Origin of the sequence: Gordonia sp. McavH-238-E (genome assembly GCF_022348225.1) — a bacterium.
GTDB classification, from domain to species: Bacteria; Actinomycetota; Actinomycetes; order Mycobacteriales; family Mycobacteriaceae; genus Gordonia; species Gordonia terrae.
On sequence record NZ_JAKRFE010000010.1, the window covers coordinates 104,939 to 124,294 of the forward strand.

A 19,356-nucleotide genomic window follows, 5' to 3' on the forward strand; every position below is an offset into this window, starting at 1 on the left:
CGACGGGTCCGGGATCGCTCGGCCGGTTGCCGTGGGTCCGCCCGCGATCTCGGGAACAGTTCGGTGCGTCGCGATGTTGTGGCGTCCGACGGCGCCGCCGGGCCGGACGCCCGGCACCAGCTGAACAGCAGACCCTCGAGAGGACGTTTCATGTCAGTGCAGGCACAGACCACCGACCGCGTCGATTTCTGGTTCGACCCGCTCTGCCCGTGGTGCTGGATCACCTCGCGCTGGATCCTGGAGGCCGAACAGGTCCGGCCGATCGACGTCAACTTCCACATCATGAGTCTCGCCGTCCTCAACGAGGGCAAGGACATTCCCGAGGAGTACCGCGAGGGACTCAAGCACGCGTGGCGCCCCGTCCGCGTCATCGCCGCTGCAGCCGCCCAGAAGGGCGACGAGATACTCGCGCCGCTGTACACCGCGATGGGTACCCGCATCCACAACCAGGGCATCAAGGATCTCGACGAGGTCATCACGGGAGCACTCGACGAACTCGGCCTCGACGCCTCGCTCGCGGAGGCGGCCGACGGCACCGACTTCGACGAGACGATTCGCACGAGTCATCACGCCGGGATGGACAAGGTCGGCGACGACGTCGGAACGCCCACCATCCACGTCAACGACGTGGCCTTCTTCGGCCCCGTGCTGTCGCGCATCCCGCGCGGTGAGGATGCCGGAACGGTCTGGGACGGTGCGCGCGCCCTGGCGTCCTACCCCCACTTCTTCGAACTCAAGCGGTCGCGCGACGAAGACCCGCAGTTCGACTGACCGGGTCCGGTTGCGCGACAACGGCTCCGCACGTCAGAAACGCGGCGGCGGCTCGATGCCGTTGGGTAGTGCGCCCGGTGCGAGTGTCGCGGGGTGCGGCGGCGGCGCCACCGCCACCACGTTGCCGCTGCCGACACCTCGGACGATCTGGCGCGGGCGCAGCAGCATCGCCCCCGGTCGGGTCCGGTCGCGGAGAGCGGCGGCACGCCAGGTCAGCACCGGATGCGACGACATCGCGTTGGTCAGGAAGGTGAAGAAGCCGCGCTCGTGGGTCGCCCGGTCGGCGAACTGGTCGAAGTCCACCGCCGAGAGCATGTACTTGCCCGCGGCCAGGACCCCCATCGCCCCGGGCGCCCCGCCGGGTCTGGCGTAGTAGCCGTAGTTGTCGGCGCTGTACTCCTGCGCGCGCGACAACGCGGCGCCGAGGACCGGGATGTTCATCCCGACGATCGTCGAGAGCTGTCGCCAGTACGAGGTGTGCCCGGCCGCGATGTGGCCGACCTCGTGCCCGATGATGAACTCGAGCGCCTGTGGGTCCCGGGCGGCGCCGCCCACCTCGAAAAGGTCGGAGTAGACGACGACGAAACGCCGGAACCCATGCCCGGACGCGAACGCGTTGATCGCACCGTTGCCGAGGACGACATAGGCATCGGGCACGTACTCGAGTCCGAAGCGTGCGGCGGCCTCGACGACCATCCGGTGCCCGTCCGGGAACTGGGTCGGCGTCATCTGCACCCCGTTCACCCGCGGCGATGCATAGGTCAGACCGCGGATCACGAAGAGCAGGAGCGGGAACAGCAACGCGCCCAACAACAGCTGGTCGAGCGTGCCCAGCGCGACGAGCAGGATGATCGCCCCGTATCCCACCACCGTCGTGACGATCACCACGACGAGCGCCGGGATCTCCCAGGGGTGGAGACGGGGTCGCGCCGCGTAGTGGGCCGGCCGCAGCCACCGACGGCCCGGGTCGGCCGGAGCGGGTGGCGGCGGGTCGGCGACACCGGGCACGTTCGGGATCGGCGCCCCGGCGGTGGGTGCGCCGCCGTTCGGCTGGTGGGGGATGGGCAGGGGCGTGTCCACGCCCTCAATCTATAGTGGCGCCATGCGTGTCTATCTCGGTGCCGACCATGCCGGATTCGAACTCAAGAACCAGATCGCCGACCATCTCGCGACGGCCGGTCACGAGGTCGTGGACTGTGGAGCCCATGTGATGGATCCCGCCGACGACTATCCGGCGTTCTGCATCGCCGCCGCGGCCCGGACCGTCGCCGACCCCGGCAGCCTGGGAATCGTGCTGGGCGGCAGCGGAAACGGTGAGCAGATCGCCGCCAACAAGGTCCCCGGCGCGCGCTGCGCCCTCGCCTGGAGCGTCGAGACCGCACAGCTCGCCCGGCAGCACAACAACGCGCAGCTGATCGGGATCGGCGGCCGGATGCACAGCACCGAGGAGGCGCTCGCCATCGTCGACGCCTTCCTCGCCACCCCGTGGTCGGAGGAGGCGCGGCACCAGCGCCGCATCGACATCCTCGCCGAGTACGAGCGCACCGGTGAGGCTCCCGAGGTGCCGGGGGCCCCGGCCGAGTAGTCGCGGGCCGAGCCCGTGCCCGAGGGCCACACGCTCCATCGACTCGCGCGCCGGCAGCAGCGTCTCTTCGGCGGGCAGCAAGTTCGTGTCAGCAGCCCGCAGGGACGGTTCGCCGACGGAGCGGCAGAGGTCGACGGATTGACCTTTCACGCCGCCGAGGCGTGGGGCAAGCATCTCGTCCATCGTTATCGAGACGGCCGTGTCGAGCGCCTCGTGCACATCCATCTCGGGCTCTACGGTGCCTTCACCGAACTCACCGTGCCCCTGCCCGAACCCGTGGGTCAGGTTCGACTCCGCATCGAGGGTGAGACGGCCGGCACGGACCTCCGCGGTCCGACCGCCTGTGAGATCTACCACCCCGCCGACCTCGAGACGTTGCTCGCCCGACTCGGGCCGGATCCCCTTCGGCGCGATGCCGACCCCGAGCGGGCGTGGACCGCGATCTCGCGGTCCGCGCGACCCGTCGGCGCTCTCCTCATGGACCAGAAGGTCGTCGCCGGAATCGGCAACGTGTATCGGGCCGAAATCCTGTTCCGGGCGGGCATCGACCCGATGCGTCCCGGAAAGCGTGTTCTCCGTGGCGAATTCGATGCACTCTGGGCCGACCTCGTGGCCCTCATGAAGATCGGGGTGCGGCGTGGGCGCATCCACGTGATACGTCCGGAGGACGACTCCGGGGCGCCGGCGTACGCGCCGAATCGTCCGCGGACATACGTGTACCGGCGGGCCGGCGAGCCGTGCCGGATCTGTGGGACAACGGTCCTGATCGCCGAACTCGAGGGCCGCAAGCTCTATTGGTGCCCGGTCTGCCAGACCTGACAAGTTACTCCCCGGTCGGTGTGGATAGCCGAACCTTAGTAGCATCGTGCGGGACCGTGAGGTCGTTGCTCATGCGAAGGGTCGGGGATGACAAGAGGGGGCAGTGTGACAGTCAGCGAAAGCATCCGGTCTCATGCCGGACTGATCTCGCGGGGTGAGGTGTCTCCACTGAAGGACGTTCCTTTCCACGGCGCCGCCGACGCGCCGATCACCCGACGCGTGCTGGCCGGCGGGGACCTGTTCCCGGAAGCCGAGAAGCGGGTCGTGGCGCACGAGATGCGGGCCGTCTCGGCCGCTTCCCGTGACTACTGCGAACCGCACGTGCACGACTGCCCGGAGATCAACATCCTGCTGTCGCTCGACCGTCTCGTCTACGAGATCACACTCGGGGACGAGGTCTATGAGGTCGAGGCGCCGGCGAGCATCTACATCCCCGCCGGGCTGGTGCACAGCGCCAACGTGATCGAGGGCAGCGGATTCTTCGTGGCGATCATCGAGACCGCCGACTACGTCGCCAAGCCGCCGCCCGCCCAAGCATCCTGACCCGTTCGGCCGGCAGCGGAGGACTCTCAGCGAGCACTCAGCGCTCCTGCGGTCGGTTCTCACCTGCCGTCGCCACCATGGGGGAGGTGCAGCAGAGTGTGGGGGTCCGCGCCGGACAGCCGGGCGGCGCGTCGTCGACGATCACCGTCTTCGTGGTGGGCGGCACAGGGGAGTCCTTCGAGGACGACGCCCGGACCGACGTGTCCGGTCTGCTGGCGGGCGTGGCGGACGAGCTCGACGACCGCTTTGTCTGCCGGTGGGTCGGGTACCCGGCGAGTTACGGGCCCGCGCCGGCTCCGGGCGGCATGAGTTTCGTCGACAGCGTGGCCATCGGAGCGCGCCGACTGCGCGCGGCCATCCACACCTCGACAGGTTCGATCGCACTGGTGGGTTACTCACAGGGTGCCGTGGTCATCCGGACGGCCCTCGCCGACCTGGACGTCGACGGCGCGCCCGACTCGGACCGGATCCTCGGTGTGGGCCTGGTCGCCGATCCGCACCAGCCGCCCGGTGCGGTTCCCGGTTGTCGCGGATGGGGCGTGGCCGGACCGGGAGTCGGTCTACCCGCGGGACTTCCGGTGCGCTGGGTGGGCGCAGCCGAGGACATGATCTGCAACGCGGCTGCCGATTCACTGGTCCGCGACATCGCCGATCTCACCGGGTCGATGACCTTCGCCGGGGTCGGCAGGTGGGGTCGAAGTGCGTGGAAGGTCCTGCGCACCAACGACTTGCAGAATGCGCGCCGTACTTCTGTCCGGCCGGCACAGTGGCGACGCGACCTCGCGCGTCTCACGGCTGCCTGGCGCGAGATCCGGTGGTACCTCCCGCCACGGATACGCATCAGCGGCCTGTGGGTCAGCAATGCCGCCGGCGGACGGCACACGTCCTACCGCAGCGAACCCTACCGGCGTACGTCGGTGACGGATCCCGCGTCGACCGGGTGTCAGGTGATCGCCCGGTGGCTCCAGGTGCAGGCGACCTTCGCGGCCGGGTAGCGACATGACGAGGGGCCGGTCACCTCTGGTGACCGGCCCCTCGTCATGTCTGTTCCGGACTCAGGTGTTCTGGTACTTCGGTCCGATGGTGTTACGCACCACGATCGGGGTGTTGCGGGGCACGTTGTCGTACACCCACTTGCCGTACTCGGTGGTCACGTTGATGCAGCCGTGGCTGACGTTGCTGCGGCCCTGCTGATTGACCGACCAGGGTGCGGCGTGGATGAAGATCCCGTCCCACGACATGCGGGTCGCGTACTCGACGTAGGTGCGGTAGCCCTCTGCGGAGTCCACCGGGACGCCGTACGTGGACGAATCCATGTACATGTCGCGGTACTTCTCCTTGGTGTAGTACACGCCGTGGGGGGTCGGGTTCTTGTCGGACCCCATCGAGATCGGCATCTTCTTGACGACCTCGCCGTTGTGCCACCAGGTGATGGTGTGGGTGTTGTCGTCGGCCAGCGCGATGTAGCCGGTCTCGGTCTTCACGTTCGGGATGGCCGGGTCGGCCGGCTTCTCCTCGGTCGTCGTGGTCGACGACGGCGGCTGCGGGGCCTCGGGGGTGCTCGGCGCCGGCGGTGTCGGCAGGCCGGGAATCGCCGGGATCTCGACCGGCGGCAAGCCGGGGATCACGGTGACCGGTACGGCGTTCGCGACGCCGGGAAGTGCGAGGGCCATCGCCAGGACGCCGAAGACGACAGCCGTGAGGCGTCGAGCCGAGCGGCGACGCGAGGCGCGCGGGGTCGGCACAGGGGAGTTCAACACAGGTCGTACCTTCGGTTCGATGGGTCTTTCCGCGCATCGGCCTGAGCGCTGCACCATCGTTACACAACCGTTGTCATGGGTCCAAGGAGTCGGGCACCCTGAATGACCCCGCGATCGCGAACGGGCGATACGACGTGGCAAAACCCGAGGTGAGCGTGGCTACGCACCTCGTGTGTGACGGTTGTCACATTCGCGAGTCGTGATGGTCTGTCGGCGGCTGGTGCGACTCATCTTCGTCGACGTACCGACGATGTCAACAGGATCGTTTGTCCCAGTGTTACTTGGGCTTTGGGGACCGTTGGGTTTCGGGGTCAGACGGGCTGTGGGTGTTCGGTCCGAAGGTGGCGCGCGGGCTGCGAACACGCTTCGTCCCGGCAGACGAGCATCACATCGACGCGGCCGACGCCCGCCTCGGACTCGGTGACGTCGCGACGGAGGTACAGGGGCGCGCCGCAGGAGCCGCAGCGACGCTGGGTTTTCGTGTGGCTGGAGGACATGGATCAACGGTACGCCACGTGTGGCGTGGATCACAGTCCGGTCTGCCGGCGGTGGCCGTCCGCAGGTGTGTGGTCCGGTCGGGTGACTCTGGCTGGGATTTGAGACATCCCGCGCGAAACCGCAGGTGGCCGAAGGCGAGCGGAGGAACGTCGACCGTGGGGGCGGTGAGCGGTGCCCTCGGAAAGGAGCGCGTTCGCATCCTCGAAACCTCTCCGGCATGAGAGGTGATTCACCGTTAAGGAACCTCGATGACCAGACTCATAGCAACACTAACATTCGCCGCGGCGGCATTCGTCGGAAGCGCTGGACTCGTGGCGGGCGCGGGGCTCGCAGACGCCGAGCCGTGCAAGATGGCGGTCGGCAACGGTCAGTTCGCACCCTGTCCGCCGCCGATCATCTCGACCGGGCCCGGCGATCCATCGGCGCCCGGACATCCCGCCGAGGAGCCGGCCCCGGAGATCGAGTACGAATATGTCCCGCTGCCGTTGCCGTGGGACGCGCCCCCGGAGCCCTGACACGTCGAAGGCCCGGAGGCGTTGCGCCTCCGGGCCCGGTGGAGCGGGTGACGGGAATCGAACCCGCGTAGCTAGTTTGGAAGACTAGGGCTCTACCATTGAGCTACACCCGCGTTGCCTGCGTTGCCGTCGAAATCCGGCGTCGCGTGCGATGAGTGACTGTACCGGCAGGGTGGCCGGAACCCGAAATCGGGGTGGGTCCGAGGGTCGGCAACTGTCGGGCCCCGGGGCATTCATCGCCGCTGTGCGGTACCCGTCGGCGGGCTCGGCCGTGGGGGCACGTACTATCTCTTGTTGGCCCTGATGCGCGGTCGCCCTCCGGGGTCCTCTCGCGTGTTCGGACCCCGGGATGTGGCGCAGCTTGGTAGCGCATCCGCTTTGGGAGCGGAGGGTCGCAGGTTCAAATCCTGTCATCCCGACTTGATCGACGTGGCCAACCGGTCACCCGGTGCACGGCCCGCGAACGACCGAACTTCCACCACCGTAGATATAAGGAGTATTCAGGCGTGAAGAGCACTGTCGAGCAACTCACCCCGACCCGGGTCAAGCTCAACGTCGAGGTCCCGTTCGAGGAGCTGTCGGCAGACTTCGACCGGGCCTACCAGTCGTTGGCCCAGCAGATCCGGATTCCCGGCTTCCGTCCGGGCAAGGCGCCCGCGAAGCTGATCGAGGCCCGCGTCGGGCGCGACTCGATCCTCGCGCAGGTCGTCAACGACGCGATTCCGGTCAAGTACTCCGAGGCCGTCGCCGAGACCGAGACCAAGGCCATCGGCCAGCCCGAGATCGACCTCTCGGAGCTGAAGTACGGCGAGTCGGTGACCTTCACCGCCGAGGTCGACGTCCGCCCGGAGATCACCCTGCCCGACTACTCGACCCTGTCGGTCGAGGTCGACGCGATCGAGGTCGACGAGGCAGCCGTGGACGAGCAGCTCGAAGGACTGCGCGCCCGCTTCGGCACCCTCAAGGGCGTCGAACGCGGTGTGGAGAACGGCGACTTCGTCTCCATCGACCTGGCTGCGACCGTCGACGGCGAGACTGTCGAGGAGGCCACCACCGAGGGCCTGTCCCACGAGGTCGGTTCCGGCCAGCTGATCGACGGGCTCGACGAGGCACTCATCGGCTTGACGGCGGGCGAGGACAAGGAGTTCACGACCAAGCTCGTCGCCGGCGATCATGCCGGTGAGGAGGCGCTGGTGAAGGTGACCGTTCAGTCGGTCAAGGAGCGCGAGCTGCCCGAGGTCGACGACGAGTTCGCCCAGATGGCCAGCGAGTTCGACACCGTCGACGAGCTGCGTGCCAGCCTGGCCGAGCGCGTCGAGCAGTCGGCGAAGCTGGAGCAGGCCAACAAGATCCGCGACGCGGTCCTCGAGAAGCTGCTCGAGACCGTCGAGATCCCCGTGCCGGAGAAGGTCGTCGACGAAGAGGTCGAGGGTCAGCAGCACCAGGTCATCCACGCCCTGGGGCACGATGACGAGCAGGTCGCCAAGTTCCTCGAGGCGCAGGGCAAGACCCGCGAGGAGTGGGACGCGGAGTCCCGCGACGAGGCCGAGAAGTCGGTCAAGCAGCAGCTGCTGCTCGACGCCATCGCCGACCAGCAGGACACCGAGGTCAGCCAGGACGAGCTGACCCAGCAGATCATCTTCACCGCCCAGCGCTATGGCATGCAGCCGCAGGAGTTCATCCAGCAGCTGACACAGGCCAACCAGGTCGGCGCCGTCTATGCCGACGTCCGTCGCGGCAAGTCGCTGGCCGCCATCGTCGGCGACGTGACCGTCACCGACACCAATGGCGCGACCGTCGACACCGCCGAGTTCTTCGGCGGCAAGGACGACGCCGAGGAGTCCGACGCGGAGACGTCCGACACCGACAACTGATCGACTTCGGCCGCGGCGCCGAGTGCCGCACCTGATCCGCGCCATCGCCGGTCCTCGTCCACGAGGACCGGCGATTGCCGTCGGTCCACCATGGCGCACAGATCGTTCACGGTGCCGAAGGTGGTTCTGCTCTCAGCGAAGTGGCGTGTCCTCGGGAGTGCCCGCGGGTCTCGATTGGTTAGTGTCGGTGAGGACGTCATCAGAGAAGTATTCGATGAGCGTGTGCGTCGCCCGCGGGTGACGCACAGGTCATGACAACAAGGCAAAGGTAGGAACCCGTGAGTGAGCCGACCATCCACACACCCACGATGAGTTCGGGTGTGGCTGGGTTGAACCTGACCGATTCGGTGTTCGAGCGTCTGCTGCGCGAGCGCATCATCTTCCTGGGCACCCAGGTCGACGACGACATCGCGAACCGTCTGTGCGCGCAGATCCTGCTGCTCGCGGCCGAGGACCCGCAGAAGGACATCCACCTCTACATCAATTCGCCCGGTGGGTCGGTGACCGCCGGCATGGCGATCTTCGACACCATGCAGCTCGCCGAATGCGACGTCGCGACCTACGCGATGGGCATGGCGGCGTCGATGGGGCAGTTCCTCCTCGCCTCCGGCACCAAGGGCAAGCGGCACGCACTGCCGCACGCGCGCATCATGATGCACCAGCCGTCCGCGGGTATCGGTGGTACCGCCGCCGACATCGCGATCCAGGCCGAGCAGTTCGCGCTCACCAAGAAGGAGATGAACCGGCTCAACGCCGAGTTCAGCGGTCAGCCGCTCGAGAAGATCGAGGCCGACGCGGACCGTGACAAGTGGTTCACCGCGGAAGAGGCCAAGGAATACGGCTTCGTCGACAAGGTGATCTCGCGTCCGGGTCAGTGAGACCCGGGGTCGATGACCGCGCCTGACAGCCACCGCCGAGCCACCTCTACTCAATGGAGCAACAGATGACCAACTCCCTTTCCCACGACGGCATGCCCGCCGAGGTCGCCGCCGGGATTCCCGCGTCGGCCCTGGCGCTGAAGAACATCGAGGCGCGGTACATCCTGCCGCAGTTCATCGAGCACACGCCGAACGGTCAGCGTCAGTACGACCCGTACGCCAAGCTCTTCGAAGAGCGGATCGTGTTCGTCGGCACCCCGATCGACCAGGTCGTGTCCAACGACGTCATGGCGCAGCTGCTGGTCCTGGAGTCGCAGGATCCCGACCGCGACATCACCATGTACATCAACTCGCCGGGTGGCAGCGTGCCGGACATGCTCGCCATCTACGACACCATGCAGTACGTGCACTGCGACATCGTCACCGTCTGCCTCGGCGAGGCGGCCTCGGCCGCGGCGATCCTCCTCGCCGGCGGAACGCCCGGCAAGCGCGCGGCACTGCCGAACGCCACGGTCCTGATCCACCAGCCGCGTACCGGCGGTGCGTACCAGGGTCAGGTGTCCGACCTCGAGATCCAGGCCGCCGAGATCGAGCGCATCCGCGACCGGCTCGACGAGATCCTGGCCGGCCACACGGGCCAGGACAAGGAGAAGATCCGTAAGGACACCGACCGCGACAACATCCTGACCGCCGCGGCGGCCAAGGAGTACGGGATCATCGACGAGGTCTTCGAGTACCGCAAGAAGTCGATGAAGAAGTAGTCGTCGCAAAAGAAGTAGTTGTGGCAGTACAGAAGTCCCGGTGATTTTCTGCCGCGACATTTGGCCTTATCGGTCGAAGTTCGGGCGGCACGCGGGTACCGTCGGGTTACTGGGCATTCGAGTGTCGATCAAATGACCCATGCCCGGCTGCGTGCGACGCGACGGACAAGACACGACAGTCCGGCAACGAGGAAGTAGGTACAGCGCGAGATGGCACGAATCGGAGACGGCGGCGACCTGCTCAAGTGCTCTTTCTGCGGCAAGAGCCAGAAGCAGGTGAAGAAGCTCATCGCCGGCCCTGGCGTGTACATCTGCGATGAGTGCATCGATCTGTGCAACGAGATCATCGAAGAGGAACTGGCCGAGAACGGCGACGTCAAGCTCGACGAGCTGCCCAAGCCGACGGAGATCCGTGACTTCCTCGAGAAGTACGTCATCGGTCAGGACACGGCCAAGCGGACACTCGCGGTGGCGGTGTACAACCACTACAAGCGGATCCAGGCGGGAGAGAAGAAGGACTCCCGGACGGGCGAGACCGTCGAGCTGATGAAGTCGAACATCCTCATGCTCGGCCCGACCGGATGTGGCAAGACATACCTCGCGCAGACGCTGGCGAAGATGCTCAACGTGCCGTTCGCGATCGCCGACGCGACCGCCCTCACCGAGGCCGGTTACGTGGGCGAGGATGTGGAGAACATCCTGCTGAAGCTGATCCAGGCCGCCGACTACGACGTCAAGCGGGCCGAGACCGGCATCATCTACATCGACGAGGTCGACAAGATCGCGCGCAAGAGCGAGAACCCGTCGATCACCCGCGATGTGTCGGGTGAAGGTGTGCAGCAGGCGCTCCTGAAGATCCTCGAGGGTACGCAGGCGTCGGTGCCGCCGCAGGGCGGGCGCAAGCACCCGCATCAGGAGTTCATCCAGATCGACACGACGAACGTGCTCTTCATCGTCGCCGGCGCATTCGCGGGCCTCGAGAAGATCGTGTCCGAGCGGATCGGCAAGCGCGGCCTCGGCTTCGGCAACGAGGTGGCGAGCAAGGACGAGGTCGACACATCGGATCAATTCGCCGATGTGATGCCGGAGGACCTGATCAAGTTCGGTCTGATCCCCGAGTTCATCGGACGCCTGCCGGTCGTGGCCTCGGTGACCAACTTGGACAAGGATTCGCTGGTCAGCATCCTCTCCGAGCCGAAGAACGCGCTGGTGAAGCAGTACACCCGGCTGTTCGACATGGACAACGTGGAGCTGGAGTTCACCAAGGATGCACTCGAGGCGGTCGCCGACCAGGCGATCCACCGCGGGACCGGTGCCCGTGGCCTGCGCGCCATCATGGAAGAGGTCCTGCTGCCGGTGATGTACGACATCCCGAGCCGGGACGACGTCGAGAAGGTCGTCGTCACCGGTGAGACCGTCCGGGACAACGTGCTTCCGACGATCGTGCCGCGAAAGGCCTCCAGCGACGAACGTCGCGACAAGAGCGCCTGACCCGCAGCTCACCACTCACCGACGACAAGCGAGCCCCGCCCGGTCCTCCGGGCGGGGCTCGCTGCTGTCGTCTCCGGCTAGGCGGATTCGACCGGTTCGATGCGGATGACCACCGCCTTGGAGACCGGTGTGTTCGACTCCTTGGCCACCGATCCGAGCGGGACCAGCGGGTTGGTCTCGGGGTAGTACGCGGCCGCGTTGCCGCGCGGTGTGTCATACGGGACGACCTCGAAGCCGCGGACCCGTCGTTCCTCGACTCCGGCCTCGCCGTCGAACTCCGAGACGATGTCGACGAGTTGCCCGGCGCGCAGGCCGAGGGACGCGATGTCGTCGGGATTGACCATCACGATGTGGCGGTTGCCGGAGATGCCCCGATAACGGTCGTCGTGGCCGTAGACGGTGGTGTTGTACTGGTCATGGCTGCGGAGGGTCTGCAGGACGAGGCGGTCGGCCGGGACGTCCACCCATTCGAGGGGATGGACTGCGAAGTTGGCCTTGCCGTTCGGGGTGTCGAACGACCGGGTGTCGCGGGGCGGGTGTGGCAGCACGAAGCCGTCACTCCGGCGGACGCGGATGTTGAAGTCATCGAAGCCGGGTACAACCCGCTCGATCCGGTCGCGGATGCGGTCGTAGTCGCGCTTGAGTTCCTGCCACGGAACCGGGTGATCGGCACCGAGAACGCGGTTCGCCAGGTCGCAGATGATCGCGACCTCACTGCGCAGGTGCGCCGACACCGGCGGCAGCGACCCACGGGACAGGTGCACTGCCGACATCGAGTCCTCGACCGAGACACGTTGTGCCACACCGTCGATGACGTCCCGGTCGGTGCGCCCGAGGGTGGGCAGGATGAGTGCGCGACGACCGGTGACGAGGTGGGATTCGTTGAGTTTGGTGGACACGTGCACGGTGAGTGCGCAGCGCCGCAGGGCGTCGGCGGTGACCTCGGTGTCGGGTGAGGCGGATACGAAATTGCCGCCCATCCCGACGAAGACGCGGACCTTCCCGGCGGCCATCGCGGTGATGGCGGCGACGGTGTCGTACCCGTGCTCGCGTGGGGACGTGATGCCGAACTCGGCGTCCTGAGCAGCGAGGAAGGACTCCGGCATCTTCTCGAAGATCCCCATGGTGCGATCGCCCTGCACATTCGAATGGCCGCGAACGGGGCAGAGGCCGGCGCCGACGCGGCCGATCATGCCGCGCAGGAGCAGCACGTTCGTGCCCTCGGCGATCGTCGCGACGCCGTGGCGGTGCTGGGTCAAGCCCATCGCCCAGCACAGCACGATGCGGCGCGAAGTGGCGACCGTCCGTGCGAGCTCGTCGATCTGGGTGCGGGTCACGCCGGTGACCTCGACGACCCGGTCGAGGTCGACGTCGTCGAGCAGGTCGAGGTACTCCTCGACCCCGGCGCACGACTCGTCGAGGAACTGGTGATCGAAAACCGTTCCGGGGGCGGCTCGTTCGGCGTCACGGAGCAGACGTGCGACGCCGCGGAACAGAGCCATGTCGGACCCGAGCCGGACCTGGAGGAAGTCGTCGGCCAGCTTGGTACCCGCGCCGACGACCCCGCCGACCTTCTGCGGATCCTTGAAACGCATCAGGCCTGCCTCGGGCAGCGGGTTGATCGCCACGATCCGGGCCCCGTTGTGCTTCGCCTTCTCCAGGGTGGCGAGCATTCTCGGGTGATTGGTGCCGGGATTCTGGCCTGCGATGAGGATGAGGTCGGCCGCCTCGAGATCGGGGACGGTGACCGAACCCTTGCCGATGCCGATCGACGCGCCGAGAGCGGCGCCGGAGGACTCGTGGCACATGTTCGAGCAGTCGGGGAGGTTGTTCGTACCCAGGCTTCGGGCGAAGAGCTGATACAGGAAAGCGGCTTCGTTGCTGGTGCGACCCGACGTGTAGAACACGGCCTCGTCCGGCGAGTCCATCGCGGCGAACTCGTCGGCGATGACCGCGTTGGCCTCGTCCCAGCTCAGCGGGCGGTAGTGGGTGTCACCCGGACCGAGATACATCGGGTGCGCCAGGCGTCCCTGCTGTGAGAGCCAGTAGCCGCTGCGTGTCCGGAGGTCGTCGACGCTGTGGGCGGCGAAGAACTCGGGGGTGACGGCTCGACGCGTGGCCTCCTCGGCGACCGCCTTGGCGCCGTTCTCGCAGAACTCGGCGTGTTTGCGGTGGCCCGGCGTCTCCGGCCAGGCGCAGCCGGGACAATCGAACCCATCACGCTGATTGAGCTTGATCAAGGTCTGTGCCGTCCGGAGTGCGCCCATCTGCTCGACTCCGCGCTTGAGGGCGACCGCGACCGCCGGGACTCCGGCGGCGTAGGACTTCCGGTGCGTGCGCCGGACCTCGTGCGGCTCGTCGACGGGGTGCGTCGCCATCGATTCGGTGTCGTGAGTCTTGCTCATGATGTCCATCTTGCCCCGCCCGTGCGCCAGATCGCGCACACTGGACACTGTGACTCAACACACGGAATCGGACACATCGGTGATCGCCGCCCTGGTGCTCGCGGGCGGACGCTCGCGGCGTATGGGCAGTGACAAGGCCGCACTGGACTGGGACGGCGAACCGATGCTCGCCCGGGTGGTGCGCGTGGTGTCCCAACGGTGCGATCCGGTGCTGGTCGTCGCGGGTGAGACATCCGCCGCATTCCGCGGCGTCGACGACATCCGGGATCGCGCGGCGCCGGGTATCGATGCGTCGAAGGTGCGCTGGGTGACCGACGAGCAGGAGGGGACGGGCCCGCTCGGGGGTCTCGTCGCGGGTCTGTCCGCCGCTGCCGCCGCGGGCGCCGAGTATGCGTTCGTGTGTGCCACGGACATGCCGCTCATCGCCCCGGAGCTCATCGACGAGTTGCGGCTGGGCGTGACCGGGTCGACTCAGGCGGTCATTGCGCACGACGCGCAGCGGGATCATCCGATGGCGGGCATCTACCGCACGGACGCGGCCGGACTGATCGCCGACATCGTCGCCGGCGGCGAACGACGGATGCTGGGGGCGATCGAGGCACTCACCACCCACCGTGTCGGAATCTCCGATCCGGACTGGCTCGTCAACGTCAACGCACCCGAGGACCTGCACAGGTTGCGCGTGTCGGCGGGCTAGCGGCGGGCGCGGTCACGCGGACGGGTCCCGGGCGAGGTCCGGCCCGGCGAAAACATAGAATAGCGCCCGTGACATCACCCGACCAGACATCCGCGTTGCCCGAGACAGCGTCGCCCCGGACTGCCGTACCCGAGACCGGGTTGCCCAAGTCCTGGGATCCCGCTGAGCACGAGGCGTCGCTTTACCAGGGCTGGGTGGACGCCGGGTACTTCACCGCGGACGCGGCGAGTGACAAGCCGCCGTTCTCCATCGTGATCCCGCCGCCGAATGTCAACGGCTCCCTGCACATGGGCCACGCCTACGAGCACGTCCTGATGGATGCGCTCTCGCGTCGTCGACGCATGCAGGGCTACGAGGTGCTGTGGCTGCCCGGCATGGACCATGCGGCCATCGCGATGCAGACGATGGTCGAGCGCAAGCTCGCCGCCGAGGGCAAGACGCGTGACGATCTCGGCCGGGAGGCGTTCATCGACCGCGTGTGGGCCGAGAAGGCCGAGATCAGCGGCAACATCGGTGAGCAGATGCGGCGGCTCGGCGACAGCGTCGACTGGTCGCGCGAACGCTTCACGATGGACGAGGGTCTGTCGCGGGCGGTGCACACCGTCTTCAAGAAGATGTTCGACGACGGGCTGATCTATCAGGCCGAACGTCTGGTCAACTGGTCGCCGGTCCTCAAGACCGCCGTCAGCGACATCGAGGTGAGTTACGCCGACGTGGAGGGCGAGCTCGTCAGCTTCCGTTACGGATCGCTCGACGACACCGAACCCCACATCGTCGTCGCGACGACCCGGTTGGAGACGATGCTCGGCGACACCGCGATCGCGGTTCATCCCGACGACGAGCGTTATGCCCACCTGGTCGGTACCGAGCTGCCGCATCCGTTCGTCGACCGGACGATCCCGATCGTCGCCGACGACTATGTGGACCCCGAATTCGGCAGTGGCGCAGTGAAGATCACTCCTGCGCACGACCCCAACGACTTCGCGCTCGGGCAGCGGCACAACCTCCCGATGCCGACGATCATGGATGAGTCGGCCCGGATCGCCGACACCGGAACCGAATTCGACGGCATGGACCGGTTCGAGGCGCGCGTCAAGGTGCGTGAGGCGCTGGCCGAACAGGGGCGCATCGTCAAGGAGGTGCGTCCGTACCTGCACAGCGTCGGCCACTCCGAGCGCACCGGTGAGCCGATCGAACCACGGCTGTCGATGCAGTGGTGGGTCGCGGTCTCCACGCTGGCCGCAGCGGCCGGCGACGCGGTGCGCGACGGGTCGACGGTGATCCACCCGACGTCGATGGAGCCGCGCTGGTTCAGCTGGGTCGACGACATGCACGACTGGTGCATCTCGCGTCAGCTGTGGTGGGGTCACCGGATTCCGATCTGGTACGGACCCGACGGCGACGTGGTGTGCGTCGGACCCGACGAGCAGGCCCCCGAGGGCTATGTCCAGGAGACCGACGTCCTGGACACCTGGTTCTCCTCCGGGCTGTGGCCGTTCTCGACCATGGGCTGGCCCGACCAGACCGCGGATCTCGAGAAGTTCTATCCGACCTCGGTTCTCGTCACCGGGTACGACATCCTGTTCTTCTGGGTGGCCCGCATGATGATGTTCGGCACCTATGTCGGCAAGGATCTGGGGCCGGGCAACGATATCCCGTTCCACAACCTGTTCCTGCACGGGCTGGTGCGCGACGAACACGGTCGCAAGATGTCGAAGTCCAAGGGCAACGGCATCGACCCGCTCGACTGGGTGGAGCGCTTCGGCGCCGACGCCCTGCGCTTCACGCTCGCCCGCGGTGCCAATCCCGGCTCGGACATCTCGGTCGGTGAGGACCACGCCCAGTCCTCGCGCAACTTCGCGACGAAGCTCTACAACGCCACCAAGTTCGCGCTGATGAACGGCGCGAAGCTCGGTGAACTGCCTGATGCCGAGGCGCTGACCGACGCCGACCGGTGGATTCTCGGCCGCCTGGACGAGGTGCTCGCCGAGATCGACGCCGGATTCGAGTCCTACGAGTTCTCCAAGGCCTGCGAGGCGCTCTACCACTTCGCGTGGGACGAGGTGTGTGACTGGTACCTCGAACTGGCGAAGGTGCAGATCGCCGAGAACGACGAGAAGCGTTCGGAGGCAACCGCTCTCGTGCTCGGCGCGGTCCTCGACCCGCTGCTGCGGGCGTTGTCGCCGGTGATGCCGTTCGTCACCGAGGTGCTCTGGAAGGCACTCACCGGGGGCGAATCGCTGGTGATCGCGCCGTGGCCGACCACCTCCGGACGTGACTGGTCGTCGGATTCGGCAGCCCGCGTGGACGATCTGCAGCGGTTGATCACCGAGGTCCGGCGTTTTCGCAGCGATCAGGGTCTGCGTCCCGGCCAGCGCGTCGCCGTGCAATTCGACGGGCTCGGCGAAGCCGGGCTCGAACCGCTGCTGCCGTACGTGACCTCGTTGGCGCGCCTCGACCCGGCCGGCCCCGGTTTCGGTGCCACCGCGACCATCGAGGTCCGCCTCAGCGTCGCGACGGTGGTCGTCGCGATCGACACCTCGGGCACCGTCGACGTCGAAGCCGAACGCAAGCGGCTCACCAAGGACCTGGCGGTCGCCGAGAAGGAACTGTCGACGACGTCGGCGAAACTGGGCAACGAGCAGTTCTTGTCCAAGGCTCCCGACTACGTGGTCGCCAAGATCCGGGATCGTCAACGGATTGCGACCGAAGAGGTCGAACGGCTGAGCGCGAAGCTGGCGAGTCTGGCCGGCGCGTGAGCGACGACACCGGCTTTCCCGAAGAGGATCCCGCCGTCCTGGGAATGGATGCGGCGGGCGACCCCCTGGGTCTGTCCGCGATCCTGGGAGAGGACGAACCGGATCCGGATGCCGAGCCGGCTCGGTTGCGCGTCACCGACAGCGCCGACGATCTCGCCGAACTCGCCGAGGTCGAGGCCGAACTCGACACCCGGTGGCCCGAGACGAAGATCGAGCCGTCGCTGACCCGCATCGCCACGCTCATGGACCTGCTCGGTTCTCCGCAGCACGGGTACCCGGCGATCCACATCGCCGGGACGAACGGCAAGACATCGGTCACCCGCATGGTCGATGCCCTGCTGTCGGCGTTGCACCGGCGCACCGGACGGATCACGAGTCCGCACCTGCAACGCGTCACCGAGCGGATCTCGGTGGACGGCAAGCCCATTGCGGCCCGCACGTACATCGACACCTATCGGGAACTCGAGCCGTACATCACCATGGTCGACGATTCGTCGACCGCCGCGGGTGGGCCGCGGATGAGCAAGTTCGAGGTCTTGACCGCGATGGCGTACGCGGTGTTCGCCGAGGCGCCGGTCGACGTGGCCGTCGTCGAGACCGGTATGGGCGGACGCTGGGACGCGACCAACGTCATCGACGGCACGGTCTCGGTCATCACGCCGATCGCGATGGATCACGCGGACTATCTCGGCGACACCCTGACCGCGATCGCGGGGGAGAAGGCGGGAATCATCAAGGCCGCCGAACCCGATGTCGCCGGAACCGTCGACCCCGTCACGGTGATCGCCGAACAGAGCCCCGAGGTCATGGACGTGCTGCTGCGCGCGGCCGTCGACGCGGGCACCATCGTCGCCCGCCAGGGTTCGGAGTTCGCGGTCCTCGACGCGGGCATCGCGGTGGGCGGACAGATGCTGACCATCCAGGGGCTCGGTGGTGTCTACGACGAGATCTTCGTGCCGTTGCACGGCGCGCACCAGGCGGCGAACGCCGCGCTGGCCCTCGCGGCGGTGGAGGCGTTCTTCGGTGCGGGTGCCGATCGGCAACTCGACATCGACGCCGTCCGCGCGGGTTTCGCGACGGTCGACAACCCCGGGCGGCTCGAGCGGTTGCGCAGCGCGCCGACGGTGTTCGCCGACGCGGCACACAACCCGCACGGAGCGGCCGCACTGGCGCAGGCCCTGGCCGAGGAATTCGACTTCCGCCGTCTCGTCGGCGTGGTCGGCGTGCTCGGCGACAAAGACGCCCGCGGGGTCCTCGAGGCCCTGGAGCCGGTGCTCGACGCGGTCGTCGTCACCGACAACGGATCACCGCGCGCCCTCGACCCCGAGACGCTCGCGGAGTACGCGCGCGAGGTGTTCGGTGACGACCGCGTCGTCGTCAAACCCTTCCTGCCCGACGCCGTCGAAGAGGCCATCGCCCTGGCCGAGGAAGCCGACGGGGAGCGTGTGTCGGGCGCGGGCGTGGTCATCACCGGGTCCGTCGTGACCGCAGGCGCCGCGCGAACCCTTTTCGGGAAGGAACCTTCATGACCACCCGATACACCCCACCCACGAACGATCCGTGGAAGGGGCTGCGCGGCGTGATGGCCGGCACGATGATCCTCGAGGTCATCGTCATGATCCTGGCCTTCCCGATCGTGTGGCGCCTGGGCGATGGGCTGACCTGGTTATCCGGTGGTTATCTCACGGTGGTCGTCATCGCGATGATCGTCGCCGCGGGGATGCAGGGCAGGCCGTATGCCATCAACCTCGACCTCGGCTTGCAGATCGTCGTGATCGCCGGCGGGGTCTTCCACTGGTCGATCGCGGTGGTGGGCGTCGTCTTCGGGTCGGTCTGGCTCTACATCCGCTACATCAAGGGCGATGTCGAGAAACGCGTCGAGCGCGGAATGCTGCCCGGCCAGGAGCCGATCGACTAGCGGGAGCGGTTCGGCACCGTCCATCATGGGCGCCTGACCAGCCGTGTTCGCGGTGCTCAGTACGGGCTTTGGTGGCCGCAAG

General features: G+C 67.3%; 18 protein-coding genes and 2 tRNA genes. 15 read left to right on the forward strand and 5 right to left on the reverse strand.

Annotated features, from left to right (window positions below; translation table 11 throughout):
- Positions 1–150: 150 nt before the first annotated feature.
- Positions 151–771 carry a DsbA family protein gene (locus tag MHN80_RS16895; RefSeq protein ID WP_239402726.1) on the forward strand — a complete coding sequence of 207 codons (621 nt, stop codon included), beginning with the start codon at positions 151–153 and terminating at the stop codon, positions 769–771.
- A 33-nt stretch (positions 772–804) separates the two neighbouring features.
- Here the strand turns inward: MHN80_RS16895 and MHN80_RS16900 are convergent, their stop codons facing one another.
- Complete coding sequence (locus tag MHN80_RS16900; RefSeq protein ID WP_239402727.1) at positions 805–1,851, reverse strand: M48 family metallopeptidase; 1,047 nt, start codon at positions 1,849–1,851, stop codon at positions 805–807.
- Positions 1,852–1,873: 22 nt separating this feature from the next.
- On the opposite strand from MHN80_RS16900, the gene MHN80_RS16905 reads away from it, so the two are divergent.
- From MHN80_RS16905 to MHN80_RS16920, 4 genes are all read left to right on the forward strand, one after another.
- The gene (locus tag MHN80_RS16905) at positions 1,874–2,356 is read left to right on the forward strand and encodes a ribose-5-phosphate isomerase (RefSeq protein ID WP_064571045.1); all 483 of its coding nucleotides are present in this window, start codon (positions 1,874–1,876) and stop codon (positions 2,354–2,356) included.
- A gap of 15 nt (positions 2,357–2,371) precedes the next feature.
- Positions 2,372–3,175, forward strand: coding sequence for a DNA-formamidopyrimidine glycosylase family protein (locus MHN80_RS16910; RefSeq protein WP_239402728.1), 804 nt, complete (start codon positions 2,372–2,374; stop codon positions 3,173–3,175).
- Between the two features lie 105 nt (positions 3,176–3,280).
- On the forward strand, positions 3,281–3,718 hold the full coding sequence (locus MHN80_RS16915) for a hypothetical protein (RefSeq protein WP_004019608.1): 438 nt from the start codon (positions 3,281–3,283) through the stop codon (positions 3,716–3,718).
- A 77-nt stretch (positions 3,719–3,795) separates the two neighbouring features.
- A complete protein-coding gene (locus tag MHN80_RS16920; protein ID WP_275447831.1) occupies positions 3,796–4,713 on the forward strand; it encodes a PE-PPE domain-containing protein in 918 nt (305 codons plus the stop codon).
- 60 nt (positions 4,714–4,773) lie between these two features.
- Here MHN80_RS16920 and MHN80_RS16925 read toward each other — a convergent pair whose 3' ends face one another.
- Both MHN80_RS16925 and MHN80_RS16930 read right to left on the reverse strand, forming a co-directional pair.
- Entirely contained in the window at positions 4,774–5,535 is a 762-nt protein-coding gene (locus MHN80_RS16925) for a L,D-transpeptidase family protein (RefSeq protein WP_081486976.1), read from the reverse strand.
- A 254-nt stretch (positions 5,536–5,789) separates the two neighbouring features.
- Positions 5,790–5,975 carry a hypothetical protein gene (locus MHN80_RS16930; protein WP_039865834.1) on the reverse strand — a complete coding sequence of 62 codons (186 nt, stop codon included), beginning with the start codon at positions 5,973–5,975 and terminating at the stop codon, positions 5,790–5,792.
- Positions 5,976–6,224: 249 nt separating this feature from the next.
- On the opposite strand from MHN80_RS16930, the gene MHN80_RS16935 reads away from it, so the two are divergent.
- Complete coding sequence (locus MHN80_RS16935) at positions 6,225–6,491, forward strand: hypothetical protein (protein WP_101818652.1); 267 nt, start codon at positions 6,225–6,227, stop codon at positions 6,489–6,491.
- 39 nt (positions 6,492–6,530) lie between these two features.
- Here the strand turns inward: MHN80_RS16935 and MHN80_RS16940 are convergent.
- Positions 6,531–6,604: transfer RNA gene (locus MHN80_RS16940), tRNA-Gly, on the reverse strand.
- Between the two features lie 232 nt (positions 6,605–6,836).
- On the opposite strand from MHN80_RS16940, the gene MHN80_RS16945 reads away from it, so the two are divergent.
- From MHN80_RS16945 to clpX, 5 genes are all read left to right on the forward strand, one after another.
- Positions 6,837–6,910, forward strand: a tRNA-Pro gene (locus MHN80_RS16945).
- An 87-nt stretch (positions 6,911–6,997) separates the two neighbouring features.
- Positions 6,998–8,365 carry a trigger factor gene (gene tig, locus MHN80_RS16950; RefSeq protein WP_064571047.1) on the forward strand — a complete coding sequence of 456 codons (1,368 nt, stop codon included), beginning with the start codon at positions 6,998–7,000 and terminating at the stop codon, positions 8,363–8,365.
- A gap of 278 nt (positions 8,366–8,643) precedes the next feature.
- Positions 8,644–9,243, forward strand: coding sequence for an ATP-dependent Clp protease proteolytic subunit (locus tag MHN80_RS16955; RefSeq protein ID WP_004019614.1), 600 nt, complete (start codon positions 8,644–8,646; stop codon positions 9,241–9,243).
- 65 nt (positions 9,244–9,308) lie between these two features.
- Positions 9,309–10,004, forward strand: coding sequence for an ATP-dependent Clp protease proteolytic subunit (locus tag MHN80_RS16960; protein WP_101818935.1), 696 nt, complete (start codon positions 9,309–9,311; stop codon positions 10,002–10,004).
- A gap of 210 nt (positions 10,005–10,214) precedes the next feature.
- Complete coding sequence (gene clpX / locus MHN80_RS16965; protein ID WP_004019616.1) at positions 10,215–11,495, forward strand: ATP-dependent Clp protease ATP-binding subunit ClpX; 1,281 nt, start codon at positions 10,215–10,217, stop codon at positions 11,493–11,495.
- Positions 11,496–11,572: 77 nt separating this feature from the next.
- On the opposite strand, the gene MHN80_RS16970 is transcribed toward clpX, so the two are convergent.
- Positions 11,573–13,873 carry an FdhF/YdeP family oxidoreductase gene (locus MHN80_RS16970; protein WP_239402780.1) on the reverse strand — a complete coding sequence of 767 codons (2,301 nt, stop codon included), beginning with the start codon at positions 13,871–13,873 and terminating at the stop codon, positions 11,573–11,575.
- A gap of 106 nt (positions 13,874–13,979) precedes the next feature.
- Between MHN80_RS16970 and MHN80_RS16975 the strand changes: the two genes are divergently transcribed.
- The 4 genes from MHN80_RS16975 to MHN80_RS16990 all read left to right on the forward strand — a co-directional run bounded on the left by MHN80_RS16975 (position 13,980) and on the right by MHN80_RS16990 (position 19,274).
- Positions 13,980–14,597: a molybdenum cofactor guanylyltransferase gene (locus tag MHN80_RS16975; protein WP_101818654.1), complete on the forward strand. Its 618-nt coding sequence runs from the start codon at positions 13,980–13,982 to the stop codon at positions 14,595–14,597.
- Positions 14,598–14,692: 95 nt separating this feature from the next.
- A complete protein-coding gene (locus MHN80_RS16980) occupies positions 14,693–17,356 on the forward strand; it encodes a valine--tRNA ligase (RefSeq protein ID WP_239402781.1) in 2,664 nt (887 codons plus the stop codon).
- Positions 17,353–18,885, forward strand: coding sequence for a folylpolyglutamate synthase/dihydrofolate synthase family protein (locus MHN80_RS16985; RefSeq protein ID WP_239402731.1), 1,533 nt, complete (start codon positions 17,353–17,355; stop codon positions 18,883–18,885). The genes MHN80_RS16980 and MHN80_RS16985 overlap by 4 nt, the downstream gene beginning before the upstream one ends.
- On the forward strand, positions 18,882–19,274 hold the full coding sequence (locus MHN80_RS16990; RefSeq protein ID WP_004019621.1) for a DUF4233 domain-containing protein: 393 nt from the start codon (positions 18,882–18,884) through the stop codon (positions 19,272–19,274). The genes MHN80_RS16985 and MHN80_RS16990 overlap by 4 nt, the downstream gene beginning before the upstream one ends.
- Positions 19,275–19,356 lie beyond the last annotated feature (82 nt).